The sequence below is a fragment of the Paracoccus sp. 228 genome, from assembly GCF_000967825.1.
Lineage (GTDB): Bacteria > Pseudomonadota > Alphaproteobacteria > Rhodobacterales > Rhodobacteraceae > Paracoccus > Paracoccus marcusii.
The window spans coordinates 1-18,133 of the sequence record NZ_JYGY01000009.1 but is presented as its reverse complement, the minus strand read 5'-3'; the positions used below and the strand labels follow the sequence as shown (position 1 = coordinate 18,133).

At 58.5% G+C, this 18,133-nt stretch carries 18 protein-coding genes; 7 read left to right on the top strand and 11 right to left on the bottom strand.

The features are described 5' to 3' along the window. Positions 1–17: 17 nt before the first annotated feature. The 5 genes from SY26_RS21365 to SY26_RS18995 all read left to right on the top strand — a co-directional run bounded on the left by SY26_RS21365 (position 18) and on the right by SY26_RS18995 (position 2,791). Complete coding sequence (locus SY26_RS21365; protein WP_157020546.1) at positions 18–653, top strand: hypothetical protein; 636 nt, start codon at positions 18–20, stop codon at positions 651–653. Beyond that, entirely contained in the window at positions 653–1,105 is a 453-nt protein-coding gene (locus tag SY26_RS21360) for a hypothetical protein (protein WP_127899870.1), read from the top strand. The genes SY26_RS21365 and SY26_RS21360 overlap by 1 nt, the downstream gene beginning before the upstream one ends. A gap of 12 nt (positions 1,106–1,117) precedes the next feature. Then, positions 1,118–2,005: an abortive infection family protein gene (locus tag SY26_RS20755; protein WP_084693957.1), complete on the top strand. Its 888-nt coding sequence runs from the start codon at positions 1,118–1,120 to the stop codon at positions 2,003–2,005. A gap of 112 nt (positions 2,006–2,117) precedes the next feature. Further along, on the top strand, positions 2,118–2,366 hold the full coding sequence (locus SY26_RS21725) for a type II toxin-antitoxin system VapB family antitoxin (RefSeq protein WP_046001866.1): 249 nt from the start codon (positions 2,118–2,120) through the stop codon (positions 2,364–2,366). After that, positions 2,366–2,791 carry a type II toxin-antitoxin system VapC family toxin gene (locus tag SY26_RS18995; RefSeq protein WP_046001865.1) on the top strand — a complete coding sequence of 142 codons (426 nt, stop codon included), beginning with the start codon at positions 2,366–2,368 and terminating at the stop codon, positions 2,789–2,791. Before SY26_RS21725 ends, SY26_RS18995 begins: the two co-directional genes overlap by 1 nt. A gap of 255 nt (positions 2,792–3,046) precedes the next feature. Here SY26_RS18995 and SY26_RS18990 read toward each other — a convergent pair whose 3' ends face one another. The 4 genes from SY26_RS18990 to SY26_RS18970 form a co-directional block, all read right to left on the bottom strand. Continuing rightward, entirely contained in the window at positions 3,047–3,574 is a 528-nt protein-coding gene (locus SY26_RS18990) for a thermonuclease family protein (RefSeq protein ID WP_198143230.1), read from the bottom strand. Positions 3,575–4,293: 719 nt separating this feature from the next. Continuing rightward, positions 4,294–4,515, bottom strand: coding sequence for a hypothetical protein (locus tag SY26_RS18980; RefSeq protein WP_046001863.1), 222 nt, complete (start codon positions 4,513–4,515; stop codon positions 4,294–4,296). A gap of 1,568 nt (positions 4,516–6,083) precedes the next feature. Continuing rightward, entirely contained in the window at positions 6,084–6,689 is a 606-nt protein-coding gene (locus SY26_RS18975) for a methyltransferase type 11 (protein ID WP_046001862.1), read from the bottom strand. After that, positions 6,686–8,023, bottom strand: coding sequence for a DUF3560 domain-containing protein (locus SY26_RS18970; protein WP_046001861.1), 1,338 nt, complete (start codon positions 8,021–8,023; stop codon positions 6,686–6,688). The genes SY26_RS18975 and SY26_RS18970 overlap by 4 nt, the downstream gene beginning before the upstream one ends. Positions 8,024–8,504: 481 nt before the next feature. On the opposite strand from SY26_RS18970, the gene SY26_RS20745 reads away from it, so the two are divergent. Beyond that, the gene (locus SY26_RS20745) at positions 8,505–9,209 is read left to right on the top strand and encodes a GNAT family N-acetyltransferase (protein ID WP_198143229.1); all 705 of its coding nucleotides are present in this window, start codon (positions 8,505–8,507) and stop codon (positions 9,207–9,209) included. Positions 9,210–9,306: 97 nt separating this feature from the next. On the opposite strand, the gene SY26_RS20740 is transcribed toward SY26_RS20745, so the two are convergent. Next, positions 9,307–9,774: a GNAT family N-acetyltransferase gene (locus tag SY26_RS20740; RefSeq protein ID WP_084693954.1), complete on the bottom strand. Its 468-nt coding sequence runs from the start codon at positions 9,772–9,774 to the stop codon at positions 9,307–9,309. Positions 9,775–10,563: 789 nt separating this feature from the next. Here SY26_RS20740 and SY26_RS20735 point away from each other — a divergent pair. Next, a complete protein-coding gene (locus SY26_RS20735; RefSeq protein WP_198143228.1) occupies positions 10,564–11,190 on the top strand; it encodes an HAD-IA family hydrolase in 627 nt (208 codons plus the stop codon). 110 nt (positions 11,191–11,300) lie between these two features. On the opposite strand, the gene SY26_RS20730 is transcribed toward SY26_RS20735, so the two are convergent. The 6 genes from SY26_RS20730 to SY26_RS18930 all read right to left on the bottom strand — a co-directional run bounded on the left by SY26_RS20730 (position 11,301) and on the right by SY26_RS18930 (position 17,852). Further along, positions 11,301–11,813, bottom strand: a complete 513-nt coding sequence (locus tag SY26_RS20730) for a GNAT family N-acetyltransferase (RefSeq protein ID WP_084693965.1) — start codon at positions 11,811–11,813, stop codon at positions 11,301–11,303. Between the two features lie 246 nt (positions 11,814–12,059). Then, positions 12,060–13,208, bottom strand: coding sequence for a hypothetical protein (locus SY26_RS18945; protein WP_157020545.1), 1,149 nt, complete (start codon positions 13,206–13,208; stop codon positions 12,060–12,062). Between the two features lie 251 nt (positions 13,209–13,459). Then, positions 13,460–14,266 (bottom strand): hypothetical protein, encoded by an 807-nt coding sequence (locus SY26_RS18940; protein ID WP_157020544.1) that lies wholly within the window; start codon positions 14,264–14,266, stop codon positions 13,460–13,462. A 955-nt stretch (positions 14,267–15,221) separates the two neighbouring features. Continuing rightward, a complete protein-coding gene (locus SY26_RS18935) occupies positions 15,222–15,440 on the bottom strand; it encodes a hypothetical protein (protein ID WP_046001854.1) in 219 nt (72 codons plus the stop codon). Between the two features lie 289 nt (positions 15,441–15,729). Beyond that, positions 15,730–15,909, bottom strand: coding sequence for a hypothetical protein (locus SY26_RS21355; RefSeq protein ID WP_127899881.1), 180 nt, complete (start codon positions 15,907–15,909; stop codon positions 15,730–15,732). Positions 15,910–15,977: 68 nt separating this feature from the next. Beyond that, entirely contained in the window at positions 15,978–17,852 is a 1,875-nt protein-coding gene (locus tag SY26_RS18930) for a ParB N-terminal domain-containing protein (protein ID WP_046001853.1), read from the bottom strand. Between the last annotated feature and the right edge of the window lie 281 nt (positions 17,853–18,133).

Here is an 18,133-nt window from a genome sequence, read left to right as displayed (position 1 = left end):
TCAAAGAAGGCACTAAGTTGCCTGACCCACCTAGCTTCGAGAAGGTCAGCACAAAGAGCGAGATAGACGGTGAAGCCAATGCTTCTACTCGACCCTTGCCAGAGCAAGAGAAAGCAGAAGCCGTCGAACAGAAACCAGAACATGCGCCAGCAGCGGCTGAAGGGCCGCAAGACAAGCAGACCCGTAAGACTGAACAGACCGGCTCAAGGCGCAATCTCACGAGAGGGCAGGGGGATACCCCATTAGCGCCCGAAGAAACGACGCGTCATGCCGCCCCCTCGGCGGCAGCGGACACGCAGTTCGTCACAATCCGATTGGGTTTTGAGCCCAAGGTGAGGGAACTGGCGGAAAAATGTTGCCAAGCAACGGGGGCCGCTCTTCCTGATTTGGTCGGCGTTGCAGCCCGCAAGATGATCGTCACGGATGCTGATTTTGAAGCCAAACCGCTATGGCCTGCGCCTACTCGCTCACGCCCGATCGACTATACTCTGCGGGTGAAGTGCAAGCTGTCCTCGTCCTTGCTCAACAAATGGTCGAAGAAACTTGATCCCCTCGGTGTAAAACAGCCCGGTGAAATCGCCTATAATGCTGTTCAACACGCATTTAATCGCAGTGCCCGACGCATCATTTCTGAGCTGACAAAAGCTCAGTGATGCTTGCCGTATCCCTCAAGGAGCGAAGAAAAATGTCAAACTCGGCCCTGATTGCCATTGCCGCACTATTTGCTGCAGCCGCCGTGCCAGCGGGCGCCGAACAATGGGACGTGACAAAGGACAAGAGCCTCGTAGTCCATCGTCTTGCTGCCACTGATCTTCGCATGACAGTCGTATGCGACCCCGAGGGGGCATTTTCACCGCCGCAAAACTACCTCTTTGTCGAACGTCGCGGCCAACGTGTCGAAACCGGACAACTGACAGTTTCGGAGGGTGATGATACGGTGAACCTTCCGATCATCGGGGCCGCCGCCGTTCCAACTGGCAATGTTGAGAACTGGAATACAGCTATGGACATGCTGTTCGGGGGCAGGGGGGTCAACGTCGCTGTAGGTGACGTGGCTGCCCAACTTCAAGCAGAAAGCCTCGCAAATGTCTGCACAGCCAGATAGGAGGTTTCCCCCATGCCGTTTCCGCTGTCAATTCAGAGTATTGATGCAATTGCTGACGTAATAAGCGGGGGCGTATCTGGCGACGGAACACCCCCAATTGGCATCTATCGCAGCGCCGCTAAGATTGAGAAATTTATGCGGAGCTGCAACGTCACGTTTGAGGTTGATGGCTCTCGCGTACCTTCCCTTGTCCAATGCCTTACCGAGCTTAACAACAGCCCGGAGGCCCAGCTAAAGCTTTCCAGGATCATTGAAGCATCAGCTGATCCCCGTGACTTCTTTCATGACCCAGAGCGGCATGCCTTTGTTCTCGAATTTCTCAACCGCGCGCTAGGCTTCGACGGCTATGAGGTTCAACAACATGGCGGGCGGATGCGTCTTATCGAAGCTGGTAAGGGCGGGGCCGTCATTGCAGAACTGGCCGGACTGTCCGGAGTAATCGACTTCGACACGGTGAGCCGGGATCTAGATCGCGCGCTAGTCAGCAGCCAGACTGACCCAGAGGATGCCGTCACTGCAGCCTGCAGCACTGTGGAAAGCGTATGTCGATCCATTCTCATCGAGCTAGAGCAACCACTACCTGCGAAAAAAGACGTGCAGGGACTTTATAACGCGGTGAAGCAACCTCTTGGCTTGTCTCCTGATCGTTCAGACATAGACCCTCTGATAGCAGGCGATGTACGGCAAATTCTGTCAGGGCTTGCCACGGTTATTGCAGGGGTAGGGGCGCTTCGCACGCATGGCGGGGATGCACACGGCAGAGAAAAAGGCTTTGCCCGAATAGATGCGCGGATTGCCAGATTATCAATCCATGCAGCAAGCACCGCTGCCCTATTCCTTATCGAGACATGGCAACGCAAATTCCCATCTCGCCCACTTCCCAGGGCAGAGAACCCATGACCGTCCAAGAGCAACGTGCATTGACGATGCTGTAAGCCAACAGGGTTATAGCCTGTCTTGCACTAGTATATACCGCATTGTATATATAGGTAACACAGGCAGGGATATACTTATGACAATGCTCATCAAAGGCGATGAAATTGACGACCTTGTGGCGAAATACTGCGCTTTAACTGGGGTGAGGAACAAGAGCGAAGCCGTGCGCCAAGCACTGGCCGCCCAAATTTCTGCATTGTCGCAAAAGGAAAGCCTCGCTGATCGAGTCGCCAGTATCCAGAACCGCGCAGCGGCCTTGGGCATCGTGGCTGACAGTGCCGATGACAAAGCTTTCATGGACGCTATATGGGGCGATGAAGACTGATGTTCGTTGATGCAAGTGCCCTTGTCGCCGTCCTAAAAAATGAACCAGACGCTCCAGCTCTGCTGAAGGCGATGGAGGCGGCGCGTGGGAAGCTCCGTGTGTCGCCAGTCGTTCGGCTTGAAGCGACTCTTGCCGTTGCCCGGATACGCCGGGATGCGCGAAGCGCAGGCCCGGCGACGGCCGAAGATTTTAAGATTGCCGCAGAGCTGGTCAACGATTTGCTTGAAGCCATCCAAGCACAGGAAATGATGATTTCGTCAGCCATGGGAAATGCGGCGATCGAGGCGCTTGCGACCTATGGGAAGCTAGTAGGGCATTCGGCGCAGCTAAACATGGGTGACGCACTGTCTTACGCGTGTGCCAAGTCCCATGCCGTGCCCTTGCTCTACAAAGGCAACGACTTCTCCCACACGGATCTTGCCTAACTACATCGGCCGCGCCAGCGGTTTACCACAGCCGCCTCGCCTCCCTTCGCTCCATGAAGGCGCGTCCGGCTCGGCGGCTGCAAGCCCTGGCCCAAGGGCCAGGGTGGAAAACCGCCCTCGCACTGGTAAGAACACTGGCACCCAAAAAAAAGCCGCCCCGTAAGGGGCGGCAAGTTGTTTCCTCGCCACGAGGAAAACTGTCTGGTGTCAGCAATGCGTGATTTGTCGCAATGCGTCAACCTCGCGGGACACGCGCTACCTGCGCCGCCAGTCCCACGGCATGTCAAAACTCCCCTCCCAAATGCCGCGCCTGGCTCTGCGGGCAGCATTCTCGGCGGCAATGTATTCGCCGCTATATTGGCGATAGGCGACGGCTTGGCCTGAGTAAACGAGCGCGGCGTTCATATCTTCCTCCCCGACAAAGCACTGCCCAATCACCCGCCCGTAGCGATCCATATCACGCTGTTCACATCGGACGGGCTGATCGCCAATCCACTCTGTTAGCCAGCGTGTCGCCATGTCGCCGCAGCGGTATGACCGGCTAGAACGATCCCGGCAAAGCTGATCGCCCTCCGGCGCGTCAACTCCATGCAGTCGGATAGTTTTGAGGCTGATGACAAAGGTATCTGCATCCACAATGCGCGGAATGCCCTCGATTACTCGCGATCCGTCAGTAGAAGGGGCGCTGCGCCGGTCTGCCTTGCCGGTCAGATCGTCCAGCAAATCGCCATAGTCACCCTCAGACATGACGGCCAGCGCAGCCAGTGCGGCCAGGATCGGCAAGGCAGACCGGCGCAAACGACGGCGCAGGGGATTACGGATGGGGCGTTTTCGCATAAGGGGCCAACAGACTTCTGAATAACGAACACAAAAATAGGGTTCGCGGGAATTACATGATCCTGTGCGAAAGGGGCAACCGCTCGGCTTGCTCAACCCTGCACGGGTACTTAGGTGTTAGATGCCTCGCCCGGCTGTGAGGGCAGGACGAGGCGGGGGGGGGGGGGTCAACCGGCCCCATGCTGCGTCAGGAAGCGGCGTCCGATACCAAAGGTATCGCCCTTCCTGACAAGCGCCCACGCTTCTGCAAGACGCTGTTCCAAAATCATTTTGCTCATGTGTTTATCCTCTTGCGGCCCCATTTCGGGAAGCGTCAGCCCGCGCCTTTTGCGGGCTGACTGGATTGCCTGAATGACTAGGAGGCAGTGGCTTGCGGACTGCGGCGCACAATCCGACCCAACAGAGGCGTGGCGTTCGGAAGGTCCCGCATTTCACGGTCAGGCCGACGCTTGTTGTCAGCTCCGATCAACCACCCCTCGCGATGTGCGACAAAGACGGACTCGAAAATGTCTTTCGGGGTCATCTGCCAAGGAAACAGCACGGCTTCGTCACTATCGGAAATGACAAAGATCCAGCCTCCGGTGCCATGCTCTCCGCGGAAGGCAATGGCGTCTGCGGAACAATCGAACAAACGCCATGTCTTGTAGGGCTGTGCGGACATATCTTCAGCCCTCCACGGTGAAAACGACAGTTTCACCATCGACCGTGTACGGCACGGCCTTGCTCAACAGGCTTTCGAAGGCGTCGGACGGGACGCTCGAAAAGGTCACGCAGAACAGATCGAGCAGCCGCTGACGATCCTGTTGAAACGCATAGCCGTTGATGGCCCATGCAAGAATGCCGGGGGTGTGGACGGCGGGCGAAGAACCCAAGCGATAAGTGGTCATGATCTGGTTTCCTTTTCGTGGCGATGGCGTGGGGGCTTGGTGCCTCCTTCCGCCGATGGGCTGCGCCTCGTCGGTCTGGTCTGACGAATACGCATGTATTCGGCGGAACAGAGTGAGGAGGGCGAAGCCCGACAAACGGGCCTGGGCGGTTCTGTCAAAGGATCGGAACCGGGGGGTGGTGCGGCCCGCAGCCGAAGGCGAGGACACGGCCCCCGGTGGAGACGACGCCGCAGGCGGCGCTTGTCTTTTGACAGGGCCGATCAGGTCTGTTGGCGGATATGAAATGAAAGATCGTCGGGATGGGGGTGAGCGCGGGCCTTGGCCCGCGTCGATCCCCCGGCCCGTCCGCAGGATCAAACACAAGCCCGGCGACCAGCCGGGCTTTCTCAATCCTCTATCTTTGGCCGGAGCTATACAGCCTGCCGCGCTTCGCGGCGGGCCTTGCAGGGTGGCGAGCTGGACGCGCCATCACAGAGCGAAGGGAAGCGAGCCGCCCTGTGGGAAGGTCCGGCCTTGCGCGAGCGATCGTGACCCGAAGGGCCGAGACTATGCCGCTGCCCTGACTATTGCGCCCCTGCACGGGCAGGCTCGGAACGAGACAAGCGGGCAGGACCAGGCGCAAAGGAAGGGCAGGGGCATAGGCTCGGGGCGCAGGCCGGCTCTTGCCGGCCAAGCCTAGAGAGCGCGGTCCCGGCCACAGGACGGGATGCGGCCACAATGACAACAAAAAATTCCATGATAAAACCATGGCATCTATACTAGAGGAGCCATAAGACGGAATATCGTTATGCGTCATATGGGCAAAAACCATATTGCGAAATTTACAATTTACAAAGTGAGACATGAGCGTGACTAATAGCCCTATAAAGCTGAAACTGAACCATTTGGCCCATGAGTCCGGTTTGATTGCTGAACATCTAATAAGGGCTTCCACTATTGCAGCACTATGTGGCGCTCTTTTCAAAATCGCTAAAGACACTTGGGACCAACTGCCAGCCTTTTCCTTGGATAGTCTTATTGAATACGTAGTTATATTGTCAATGTTTATTGCGTCTCCCATCCTCGGCTTCTTTAGTGTAAGTATGTTGATAATATTGGTTCTTAATATTGAGGCCAAGATAAACGCAACCAATCACAGTTTAATATTTGCTCTCTTTGGAATTCTGTCAGTACTTTCCATGCTCTCAGTAATGGGCGCAGCTTTCGGCTTAATGAGGACAATCTTTAACTAAGGTGGATTTGTCAGATTTACTAACTGACGCAACCTCTCGCCCGGTTGCCCACAGTCTGACGCTCGATCCCTTTGGTCTCGCTTACAGCCTGCTCCGGCCCTCTGCGTCCACTCCCAAGGTCGTTCCCTTGCGGGCTGGACAACCGGGCTCTGTTCGGAACCTCGACCTTATAAAAAAACACAAGGCGCGGCATCGCCGCGCCTTTCTGTTCTTGGCCGGAACCGGCCTCCTGCGCGGATAGCGCAAGGTCCGGTCGCGGAGGCGCCGCAGGTGCCTCCGCGACCGGACACAACCCCCGCGACGAAAGGGGGCCGATCCCGGCCCCGCTGGCGCTTCTTATACGCGGCGCACTCTGACAATCTTGGTATGCACTCGGGCCGTACTGAACGTGTCAGGCAGCAAGGTTTCCAGATGCTCGGCCTCGGGATGCTCAAACGTGACCGGCACCAGGGCCACCAGCGTTGCGGCCTCGACGTGCCCGCCCCGGCCAAGCAGCGTCAACGCTGCTGCAACGTGCTTTCTCACATCGCGAAAAGGCGGGTTCATTAGAATGCGCGGAAACTCGACCCGGCCTTTCACCTCGTCGGCGTATTCCAGAAAACAACGGTTGATAGTCGGGCCGATGCCGCGAAGCGATGCGGCAAGTTTGTGATGCCGCTCGATCATCGTCAATTCGCGCGGGCTATGGCCGGAGGCGATCAGCGCGCGCGCGAGCTGGCCGGTCCCCGCGCTTGGCTCCAGCGTGAGATAGTCTCCAACGGGGCCAAGATAGCCCACCATGCGCCGCGCTACGTCCTCGGGCGTGACGTGGCATTCCGTGGCGCGGTCAACTGCGATGACTTCGGGCGCTTCGGCCATTGCGAGGGCGGGCGCGTCCCGCCGTGCCCTGACCGGAATGGTCAGGGGCTTGGCGGGACGGGTATAGATCGCGGGGCGCTTCACTCTGCTGCCTCCATGTCTTGAACGCTGGCCGGGGCGTCGTGCTGCTTCTGGTCTGTGATCAGGATTGCAGCCCATCCGGCCATATAGCGGGGGCCTTCGTGCTTCGGGTTCGGGGCGATCCTCACGCGGAAATTGCCGCAGGTCGAAAGGCGGGTGCCGCGCTGCTCGGTGTGGATCTTGGCATAATCTGCCTTGGTCATTTCCACTTGTGGCAGGTTCTCGGCTTCCCTGCGCCACGGGTTCACGACAGAAACTGTGCCGCTCCCGGCTTTGAAATTCAGGATCGGCGGCTTGGCGGGCTTGCTGGCCGGGGGCAGGTAGCCGCAGGATTGCATCAGGTCGCGCCACTCGTCGGCGGAAAGTTCGACGCTGCATCCTTGGGCGATATGGGCGGGCAGGGGGGCGGCACATTCCACGGTGAATAGGTCGGCATCGACCTTCGCGCCCTTTGGCTTGTCCGCGCCATGCTCTCGGACGAACATCTGCAACAGGGTCGGGCTAATCTCGCCTTGATAGCGCGGCACGTCGCCTAGCATGTCCCGCTCATAAGCAAGCCGGTTCAAGGTGTGCGAAATCCAACGGCCCAGGTTGTCGCTCTCGATGGTGGCGCGCGCTCCAGCCATTGCCTTTTCGCGGGCCTCCTGCGGGGTTATCTCGCCACTCTCAACGGCGGAATAAAGGTTATAGGAATGCAGATCGCCGCGACCCAAGCCAAGGCGGATCAGGTTGTCTGTCGTCAGCTTGCACCACACTTCAAGCGCCTTGTGCGCAGTGTTCAATTTGCGCTGTAGGTCTCGCAGTTCGGCTAGAAGCGTCTTGATGCGGCCCGCGCGCACTTTCGGATCGTTCTTGCGGTTGGCGTGACGCTCGACGCCTTCGGCGCGATACTGCCAGTATCCGATGGCTTTGTGCGCCTTTACAGCCTTGTCCATTGCGTTGTGCATCCGCTCCTGCGTCTTGCGGGCCTTCCGCTCGGAATGATGGCCGACAAGGATAGGCTGCCCAAACTCGAACGCGCGCGACAGTTCGTCAGCCGCGCGGGAATACGCGCTGGCCTGCGTGGCCCGTTTGTCCGCGATGGCGTCCAGTCGATCAGCCTTCATCTGCGCCCGTTCCGCCAGGGTCATTTCCTCCGGCTCAATCTCGCCAGTCAGCTCCAGAGCCAAATCCTCACGGGCGCAGGACCATGCGGGGGCAACGAAAAGCTCCTGTTTGGGTGCCCATTTGAAGCCTGCGGCCTTCACGCGCTGATAGGTTTCGGCATCAAGACGGGTGGACGGATATAGGCGGATTTTGTTGTCTTCGGGCGAGTAGGTCGCGGAAATGGTGGTCATGTCGTTTCCTTTTCGTGGCGATGGCGTGGGGGCTTGGTGCCTCCTTCCGCCGATGGGCTGCGCCTCGTCGGTCTGGTCTGACGAATACGCATGTATTCGGCGGAACAGAGTGAGGAGGGCGAAGCCCGACAAACGGGCCTGGGCGGTTCTGTGTGAACACCAAGCAAAATTGCCGTTTGCGTCACGGCTTTGCCTTTTAGGTGACCCAACATCTCCGCCCTCTCCTTCCTGTTCCGCCAGTGGCGAAGCCATCCCTGCTTTTCACTTTGGATGACCTCATGTCATCCGAAGGGCAAAGCAGGGTGGGCGCAGCCCGACCTGCGGCCGGACGGTGATCTGACACACGGGGCCGCAGCGGTGAAATTGGGAGGGGCCCGCGCGCTTGCGCGTGGGAGGAACCGGATTTCTCCGTGGAGGCTGACGCGCAGCGGCACCAGAGCCCGTGTTCGGATCGCCGGCCGGATGGCAGGCGGAAAAAGAAATGAAAGATCGTCAGCCGTGCCAGAGCGAAGCGGAGGCGCGGCTGTCTTCTGGATCAGCGATCGCGGTGCCCGCGATCACCATATCTCTGAAAAAGCAGCCTCTCGACTGCCAAGGCAGCATCGACGCGAAGAGCCCACAGCCGACATTGACACGGCACATTGCCCAAAAGAACCTGCGCCCTGATTTAAGGGTGTTCAGCATGATCCAGACCGACCACCTCACTTTGAGGAAACCGTGCTCGTCGGACATAGACGATCTGTTTGAGTTTCTGGGTGATGCCGAGGCCATGGCCTACACCCACCGGGATGCGACATGGAGAGACTGTCGCAAACGGGTGCTCGTCCACGAATGGTTCCGCCGCAAAGATGGCGCTGCGCCTTGGGTGGTCGTTAACCGTGCCGACGGGCGCGTCATCGGTTGGGGCGGGCTTTATCAAGACCCTTTTGAACGAGGGTGGGGATACGAAGTTGGCTACTACTTCCACCCTGATGCTTGGGGTCGTGGCTTCGCTTCCGAGCTGGTTGCGCGCGCTCTGGTGGAAGCTGACGAACGGCTAAAGCTTGCAGAGGTCTGGGCTATGGCCCACCCCAGCAACCCCGCTTCAAAACGAGTGCTGGAGAAAGCTGGATTTGTGGAAGAGCGATACCTTCCTGACAGGCCGCGTTTTCTCCTTCGACGGCCTCGCCCTTTGGTTAAAGCATGATTTCCGGCAATTAACCGGCCTGAGCTTCCGCTTTGTCTCGCAAAGCAGACCGTCGATCGCCACGTTGGCCTGTCCGCTATGCGGGACTAAGCTGCCGTTAGTCTTGCAACTTTGGAATAGAAAGCCGCTTCACCATGACCGGCTCGCCATGTTTCTCATGGTCCGTAGGCTGGTAGCCAAGCTTTTCATACATCATCGGGGCAGCCGCAGAGAGCCAGACCTGTGGAAAACCCAATCTAGCAGCCTCTGTCTCCGTCATTTCGATAAGCCGGCGAGCAATCCCCATCCCTCTATACGCTTCAGGCACAAACACGCTTGCTACCCACGGTCCATACGTGTCTGAAAGGTCTTCTTTTGCTATCAAACTTGCTGTTCCTACTGGCTTCCCCCCTTGATGGGCTACGAAAGCGATAGGCACTTCATCTATGTTTGCGCGGGCGAGAAATCTTTTGGTTACGTCAGCCAACGTGGCGGCGGGGTAGCGATGACCCCATTCGTTATAAAGCCAAGAGGCACACTCTGGCGCAAATTCAGGGGCAAAAGCTAGCTTTACGATGGTGATCAATGGTCCGGTCGCATTTACTTGGTAGCTTAGAGACCATTCTTAGGGCCAGATCCTAGAAGGGCAAGTAAGGGCTCAAAGCGGCAATATTGCCTGACGAACGAGGTAAAAATGTGTGCTGAAAGATGCGGTGTGAGCCTGTACTTCCAGCACGGCCGCGGCAAACCCGTCTGTGAATCTACACTTTTTGTGAACACCAAGCAAAATTGCCGTTTGCGTCACGGCTTTGCCTTTTAGGTGACCCAACATCTCCGCCCKCTCCTTCCTGTTCCGCCAGTGGCGAAGCCATCCCTGCTTTTCACTTTGGATGACCTCATGTCATCCGAAGGGCAAAGCAGGGTGGGCGCAGCCCGACCTGCGGCCGGACGGTGATCTGACACACGGGGCCGGAGCGGTGAAATTGGGAGGGACCCGCGCGCTTGCGCGTGGGAGGAACCGGATTTCTCCGTGGAGGCTGACGCGCAGCGGCACCAGAGCCCGTGTTCGGATCGCCGGCCGGATGGCAGGCGGAAAAAGAAATGAAAGATCGTCAGCGGTGCCAGAGCGAAGCGGAGGCGCGGCTGTCTCCTGGATCAGCGATCGCGGTGCCCGCGATCACCATATCTCTGAAAAAGCAGCCTCTTGGGGGCTTGGTCGCATCGACGCGAAGAGCCCTTAGCTGCCGGTCATGGGTGCGGGGTTCGCAGGGCATCAATCCCTCTATCTTCGTATCCCTCAGCATATCTCCATGCTATCGCCAACCGTGGAGCTTTCACGATGAGGTTTGATTTGAAGTCGTCCAAGGAAATATGTTTGATATTTGATCTGGACGGAACGCTGGTCGATAGCGAGAGCATCAATGCCAAAGCTCTGATCGCCCTCTATGAAAAGCTTCCGATTACAGTCGAAGAACTTGTTTGCGACTACCGAGGTTGGAAGTTGGCAACCATTGTTGCGGATATCGAAAAGCGGTTTGGAGAAATTGCGCGCCCTGGAGCACAGGATCACTACCACGCAGCAGTTGAAGCGCTTTTTACTACCGATCTTCGGGCTTTCGATGGCGTAAAAACGGCATTGCAGGCGCTTACTTATCCGAAATGCGTTGCCTCTAGTGCACCCAAAAGTAAGATCGAAACCGCCCTGCATGCAGTTGGGCTATTAGAGGTTTTTGGGCCGCATTTGTTCAGCTCCTACGAAGTTGGTCATTGGAAGCCTGATCCACGGCTTTTCTTGAATGCCGCAGAGCGCATGGGCTATGCGCCAGAAAATTGCTTTGTCATTGAGGATAGTTTCGTAGGTATCCAAGCTGCCGAAGCGGCTGGCATGACCCCTTTTCTTTTTGGCTCCGCTCATGACTGCCATGCATCGCGCCTAAATTTTCAGAACTACTCCGACCTGCAGTCGATGCTTGAGGCTGAAATATCTAGACGATCACGCTAGCGGAATACCTCAGTTTTTGCGGATGACCGCTTCGTCCCGCATAGCTGCCGCCGCCGGGCCGCGACGGCCGCTGCATGAGATCCCTTCGCGGACAGTCGGGCGCTTTTTATCTACGGGGAGATCAAACGTCTAAACACATCATTCAGGTATGCCTGTTCATGGATGTGGAAGTGTGTGGTTCCAACCTTTTCAAAGCCCTGCCTCAGATAGAAGGCGATGGCGGGGGCGTTCTCGGAATTGGTTGTCAGCCAGACCGAGGGTGCACCTGCATCTAATGCGTAGTTCAACCCTTGTTCCAGCAGCGCCCTTCCAAGTCCTTTGCCGTGATGGCGTGGCTGAACGTAAAGGGTCGATATCTCCATGGTGGAGCAACCTGCGACAGGAGCTGACTTTCCGTGGCTAATGCGGATGAACCCATCAAGGCCGTCTTCGTTTTCTGACACGATTACATGCTCGTTTGGATCTTCTAGCAGAGCCGCAAGCTTGGGCGATGTGAACTCGCTTAGCGCAAATTTTGCGAAGAAGGAATTCACGCCTTTCCGGATATAGGTCCCCAGCCAAACCTCGATTGAAATGGCGGCAAGGGCAGGGGCATCAGACACACGCGCGAGGCGAAATTTCATACTTTGGATTCCAGAGTTCTGCGGATTTAGGTGGTTTCCAAGGGTATTGCTCACCGGCAGCTTTGTCCCGCACGCTTGCACGTCACCCTGGACCGTCTGCTCTGAAGGATCTTTCGCCCTTTCGCAGCGCATGCAGCCTCATCGTCCTCCTTAGCGGTCAGATCATCCGATATGAGGAAAGCCATCTGAAGGCGACGCCGCATTGTGGCGGCCTTGGACCGGCAAAAACAAAAAAGTGCGGCAAGTTTATGGACGGGTCATGGCGACAATCAGATCTAATAAGGCTGAATCCTCAGGGACTTGATAATAAGGAAGCTCAATCAGAGCTGCATCGTTATCGAGGCAAAGTTTGCGCTTCAATTCGTCGCGTATTTTAGTCCGCTCAAAGGCCTCCTCCCCGCCAAACGCCGACACGGCTTCATAATGCTGCTGCCCATTGTATTCGATTGCAACCTTTCGCACAGGCATCCAGATGTCGAACCTTTGCCGACCGAGCCAATCCGGCGCCCCCTGATGAACGACTTCCTCATCCGGAAAGAGAGCCCTCACGCGCTTCAACAGCATGGCCTCACCGATCCATCCCTCGCCAATTCGAGGGATCGAAAGACGTTCACGGACAGAGTTCTCTGCCTCTTTCCAGTCCCAGCCATTCGCGATGGCCGCCATGTGATGATACGTTCGATACTGCAGCATCAATCCTTTGATGCCTTTTTCGCCATGGTCGGGAGTGGAAGTCACTGGAACACCTCTGCATAGGTGACACGCCTTCACTCGTGGCCCATCGGCGGCCTTGATTAGGTCAAGGATTGGCTTTGTGTCGTAGTTCTCACGCGTCCTAAGGATCTCCACGACGTCCGACATGCACTCGCACCACGATCGCCGGCCGCAGATCGCGCAGACGTATGTCGGGACGGTGCCGTGGAGATGCGGGATAATCGCATATTCCGGACACGCGCAGGCTTGCGGATCCATGCCAGCCCATGGGAACGCTGATACTGGAAGCGTCACGCCCAGATGGGAGAATGTCAGCCGCTTCCAATTTTTCATGACCTTCGCTTTGATCGAAAGCGTAGCAACTGGATTGTTATGCTCGATCTTCGCCGTTACGGGTAAACACATAACGTCCGGGTCTTGCAGAAACTCGAAGGCCTCCGGCTCGTCATGCGGAACGTCGATGACCGGCCGGATACCCGTGACGCGAACGACACCCTGATCGAGCGCGGTGCGGGCTGTTTTCTTGTGGTTGTCCAGCCACGTCTTTTGCCAGCCAACCCGGCCCGAGCTTGCCAATTTAAAGGCCAGAAGGCGACTCCCTAACGCTCTGCGGAAAGCGTTTTCAACATGTGCCGTTGCCGCATCGATGATCGAGCGCTCGAAATGATCGTCACCCGCCATCTCCCGGAAGTCATTAATCTCGCCCGGCTCCGTCCTGATCTGGATAGTCGTCAAATCCGCCCGCACCGTTCTTGTATTTCACCCCTAACCCTCGACCCCACCAGAACAACAAACAAGCATAAAACGCGCGTCCACAGCAGAGCCCGGCCATGCCGATAGGCTGCCCGCCATGACCCAATCTATGCCCCCGATCATGGGAAGGTCCGCCCATAAGCCACAGTGATGGATAGATAGGGGAACTCTCGGGGCCCTTACCCTCTCAAAAGGTATATCCCCTTCTGTGCATTTGTCCCAAACCTGAACGTGAGCCCCCGTCGCGACAGCTTCGACGATTTGCTGTCGTTCAGGACACTGATGAACGCCATGCCGCCGTGATACTGGGCAAACACCACCCCAATGCCGCGCTCAGGATATGTGACGATCCGATAGCTGAACTCGTCGTGCTTGGCCTTTGCGCCGACACCCAAACTCATTTCCGAGCCCATAGCGGCAATCATAGCCTCGAACCGCGCATCCGGCTTCGCGGCGTTTGTCAGTATGTCGACATTGATAGTGGATCTATGCGATGCGATCATTTTTGTATGGATATACCAGAGCGCAAGCGTTTGCTTAGCGGCCCAACGAGCGATCCCTTCGCTGACGAGGGAATCAAGTTCAACGGCGCGTGCCGTATGCGTCGGACTGCCGTCATGATCCAACACGCTGATCGGACCCGAACTGCGGTAGATGAAGGGTGATCCGCCTTTTGTGACAAGGTGAGCGTTGTGCGCAGTGCCCGCGATAATCTTCAGCTGATAGTCAGACAAGGCACGAGGATTGATGATCGCCTCAGGATCTGAGCTCATCGCGACCATTGTCACTAGCTGATCAAAAACACTACTGCCGCCGTTACAACGCTCACAGGCCGGCACCTCCAATCCTCTCGGGCGGGATTTGCCGTGGAAAAGGACGGTCGGGGGCGCGTGCTCAGCTGACTCAGCTTTTCGCAGCCCGCCACACAGCGCGCACATTTTGCCGTCCCATACGGCCCGCAGATATGCACGCTTCGTTCTTGCCATCACACTTCCTCGGATTGCGCTTCGCGCGATGTTCTTGCCATCACACTTCCGCGGATTGCGCTTCGCGCGATACCCACTGAAATTTTGGTGCGCCAGACTACGAGCGGCCACAAGGGGAGCTGCGCCGCAGCGTAGGCGCGCCCTCGACAGACGACTATGGGCCGTTCGGCTCGATGCAACTGCATCCGCTTCGGCTAGGACGAATGTCGCTAATGGGCTCAAAGCGGTAATATTGCCTGACGAACGAGGTAAAAATGTGTGGTTAAAGATGCGGTGTGAGCCTGCCCTTCCAGCACTGCCGCGGCAAACCCGTCTGTGAATCTACATTCTGTCAAAGGATCGGAGCCGGGGGGTGGTGCGGCCCGCAGCCGAAGGCGAGGACACGGCCCCCGGTGGAGACGACGCCGCAGGCGGCGCTTGTCTTTTGACAGGGCCGATCAGGTCTGTTGGCGGATATGAAATGAAAGATCGTCGGGATGGGGGTGAGCGCGGGCCTTGGCCCGCGTCGATCCCCCGGCCCGTCCGCAGGATCAAACACAAGCCCGGCGACCAGCCGGGCTTTCTYAATCCTCTATCTTTGGCCGGAGCTATHYAGCCTGCCGCGCTTCGCGGCGGGCCTTGCAGGGTGGCGAGCTGGACGCGCCATCACAGAGCGAAGGGAAGCGAGCCGCCCTGTGGGAAGGTCCGGCCTTGCGCGAGCGATCGTGACCCGAAGGGCCGAGACTATGCCGCTGCCCTGACTATTGCGCCCCTGTACGGGCAGGCTCGGAACGAGACAAGCGGGCAGGAACAGGCGCAAAGGAAGGGTAGGGGCATAGGCTCGGGGCGCAGGTCGGCCCTTGCCGGCCAAGCCTAGAGCGCGGTCCCTTGGGGCGGGTGGTCTAGGGCGAGAAGCCCTAGACCACCCGCCCCAAGGGACGCCGCGATAAAAATTTGTTCTGCTCGTAAATGGAGATTAGCGCAAATGATCCATTGCCGGTGACATGCGCGCAATTCCAACGGTCTCATAGGTGCCCGTTTTCGGGTTCAGCACAAACAAGCCGTTGCCGCGCAACTCCACCGTCAGCACGCCGTCAGGGCTGGATAGCTTATCGAAACATGCCAGCATCTTTTCCACCATATCGCGTGTCACTTCCGCCTTGGCGTCCTGTCCCATCTCGCGTGTCGAAAGCATAAAAGTACCTTTCTAAATAACTACGCTGGAAGACATATTTGATTTGGCGGCTTGTACCACGAGGTAGACCAAAAGGACTGTTCAAAAGAACAGTATCACGTTTTTTCTTGACACGCGCGTCAACTTTCCGCTGCGCCGTCAGGTGCAGCTCGGCCCGAAGGGCCGGGCCGGGCGGGGGGGTCGGCGCAGACGGCCGCCCCGCCAGGTCATCACTCCCCGCCAAAAAGAAGCCCCGCTAGATGCGGGGCTAGTTGAACCTTCGCCGCGGAAGGATGGGCATGGCTGCGGTCTATTGAACAGGATCGGCGGCGGGAAACTCGGTGGCTGCCGGGGCTGGCCGCAAGCGGACACTCTGATGTGTCCATGCTGCGCTGTGCAGTTTTTGCTGCGCGTCTTTGAAAGGCAGGGGATCGGCATGCAGATCAACCCATGCAGTGCCGTTCCAGTGGGTTGCGATATACAGCGACATTGAAATCTCTCTAGTCTGAAAATGCTTGGGATGGGGCGGCTAACGCCGCCCCTCCGGTTCGGTATGAATCAGAAGCAGTCCGGGGTCCAAGCCTCGATGCGGGCTTTCTTCTCCGCGTCGATCTTCCATGCCTTCTGATACTCGGCATCGCTGAACAGCCGCTCCATGCACTGCGCTTTTTCAGCCTTCTTCTGCGCCTTGTGCGCCTTAAAGCCGTTCCCCTGCGGATCGCAGCCCGTCAGGTCCAGATGCAGCGCGTCCAGATAATCGGCGCTGACGCGGCTGAAAAAGTTCTCGGCTGTGGGCGTCCAGACCTTGCGGATACCGGCCCCCGCATCGGCCTCGATCAGTCCGAAAAACTCCGCGCTTCCTGCGCCGTAGGGCAGGGTCCGCGCCACGCTCTCGACCAGCGCCGCGTTGCGGGCTTTCTTGCCAGCGGCGACGAACGTGCGGAAGGCGGTCGTCAGATCGTCAATCCGCAGTTCCGGGCGGCTCCATGCCTCATGTCCCGCCGGGGCATGGGTCAGCCGTTCGGAAAACTCCAACCCCTCGGGCTTGCTCGGGCAGTTGTTGGGGTGTCCCGGCGACAGGTCGAAAACATGGGTGCTGACACCCGATGCCAGCGACATGCCGAAGGCCAGCAGGTCAAAGATCATTTCCGGCTTGTCCAGCAGCGCGGTCTGGATCGCGGCCAGCCGCACGGCCTTCATGTCCTCGACCAGCGCACCGGAATAGGGCGACTTGGGCGCATCCTCGACGCTGGCCGCGCCGTGGCGCATTGCGGCATGTCCTGTCAGAACCTCGGCCTCGATTGCCTCGGCGCGATCTTCGGGCCGAACCCATGCGGCCGTTTCGCCCAGGGTGCCATCATTGCGGACATAGATGAACACCCCGGCAACGGCGCGCTGCGCGTCGGTGAAGCCGCCTTCAACGATGTTCGTCAGGTCGGCAAATTCGGCTTGGCCCGCCTCGTCCAGAACGTCGCCCTCGGCCAGCTCTGCCAGTTCGTCGTAACGCTCGCTCTGTTCTTCGCTCAGGACGCCCGGAACAGGATAGATGCGGTCCAGCTTCTCGGCAGTGCCGTAGGGCACATAGCTGTCAGGCATGGCCTCGACCCATTTCCAGACTTCTCCGATCTTTGCCGCTGCCTCGTCCATCTTCTCGGTGAACAGGCGGGCCAGCAGATCGCCATCGTGAAGCGCGGTCGTGTCGCTGAACAGATCGCGGTTCATCCGCCCGCCCGCTGCGGTGTAGGCGTCCAGCCCGACAAACAGGGCGCGGCGGTCGGTGCCGCTGATCGCTTCCGGCTGCAACGCCTGCTTGATGCGGTATTCCGAGGTCTCGCGGCCCTTCACCTCTGCCAGAACTGTCAGGGTTAGTGCTTCGTCTTGCGAGACAGTGAAGGCTTTTGCCATGCCCAAGCTGATTTCGCCTGCTTTCAGCGCGTCCAGAACGGGGGCGGGCAGCGCGGCCAGTGCAAGGCGGCGGTAAACATGCGCTTCGGTCTTGCCGAAGCTGCGGGCGATGGTGGACACGTCTGCGCCTGCATCCTTCATCCGGCCATAGGCCCGGATTTCATCGGCGGGTGCCAAGTCCTCACGGGCGGCGTTCTCGGCGCTGGCCCATGCCCGCGCGGTGGCCTCGTCGGCTGCGATGCGGACGGGAACGGAGGCCAGTTCCGGGTGGCGCTTGGTCACGGTCGGATCACGCTCGACCGCGCGGGCAATGGCGCGAAGCCTGCGCCCCCCGGCGACGATGCCGACGCGGCCATCCGCGTCAACGGTGCCGGACAGGTTCTGGATCAGGCCGATCATGGCAAGGCTGTCGGCCAGCAGGTCGATCCCCTCCGGGTCCGCATCCTGACGGGGGTTCATGTCGGACACATAGAGTTGGGCCAGCGGGAAATACTGGATGGCGGCGGCGGTGATGATTTCGGTTTTCATGATCTGGTTTCCTTTTCGTGGCGATGGCGTGGGGGCTTGGTGCCTCCTTCCGCCGATGGGCTGCGCCTCGTCGGTCTGGTCTGACGAATACGCATGTATTCGGCGGAACAGAGTGAGGAGGGCGAAGCCCGACAAACGGGCCTGGGCGGTTCTGTCAAAGGATCGGAACCGGGGGGTGGTGCGGCCCGCAGCCGAAGGCGAGGACACGGCCCCCGGTGGAGACGACGCCGCAGGCGGCGCTTGTCTTTTGACAGGGCCGATCAGGTCTGTTGGCGGATATG

What these genes read in the sequence shown, in the direction of transcription:
- SY26_RS18935 (WP_046001854.1), bottom strand. Translation starts at nt 15,440, where the DNA reads ATGCTTTCGACACGCGAGATGGGACAGGACGCCAAGGCGGAAGTGACA.
- SY26_RS20730 (WP_084693965.1), bottom strand. Translation starts at nt 11,813, where the DNA reads ATGAAATTTCGCCTCGCGCGTGTGTCTGATGCCCCTGCCCTTGCCGCC.
- SY26_RS18930 (WP_046001853.1), bottom strand. Translation starts at nt 17,852, where the DNA reads ATGAAAACCGAAATCATCACCGCCGCCGCCATCCAGTATTTCCCGCTG.
- SY26_RS21725 (WP_046001866.1), top strand. Translation starts at nt 2,118, where the DNA reads ATGACAATGCTCATCAAAGGCGATGAAATTGACGACCTTGTGGCGAAA.
- SY26_RS21360 (WP_127899870.1), top strand. Translation starts at nt 653, where the DNA reads ATGCTTGCCGTATCCCTCAAGGAGCGAAGAAAAATGTCAAACTCGGCC.
- SY26_RS18945 (WP_157020545.1), bottom strand. Translation starts at nt 13,208, where the DNA reads ATGGCGGGTGACGATCATTTCGAGCGCTCGATCATCGATGCGGCAACG.
- SY26_RS18940 (WP_157020544.1), bottom strand. Translation starts at nt 14,266, where the DNA reads ATGGCAAGAACGAAGCGTGCATATCTGCGGGCCGTATGGGACGGCAAA.
- SY26_RS18970 (WP_046001861.1), bottom strand. Translation starts at nt 8,023, where the DNA reads ATGACCACCATTTCCGCGACCTACTCGCCCGAAGACAACAAAATCCGC.
- SY26_RS20745 (WP_198143229.1), top strand. Translation starts at nt 8,505, where the DNA reads ATGAAAGATCGTCAGCCGTGCCAGAGCGAAGCGGAGGCGCGGCTGTCT.
- SY26_RS21355 (WP_127899881.1), bottom strand. Translation starts at nt 15,909, where the DNA reads ATGTCGCTGTATATCGCAACCCACTGGAACGGCACTGCATGGGTTGAT.
- SY26_RS20755 (WP_084693957.1), top strand. Translation starts at nt 1,118, where the DNA reads ATGCCGTTTCCGCTGTCAATTCAGAGTATTGATGCAATTGCTGACGTA.
- SY26_RS18980 (WP_046001863.1), bottom strand. Translation starts at nt 4,515, where the DNA reads ATGACCACTTATCGCTTGGGTTCTTCGCCCGCCGTCCACACCCCCGGC.
- SY26_RS18995 (WP_046001865.1), top strand. Translation starts at nt 2,366, where the DNA reads ATGTTCGTTGATGCAAGTGCCCTTGTCGCCGTCCTAAAAAATGAACCA.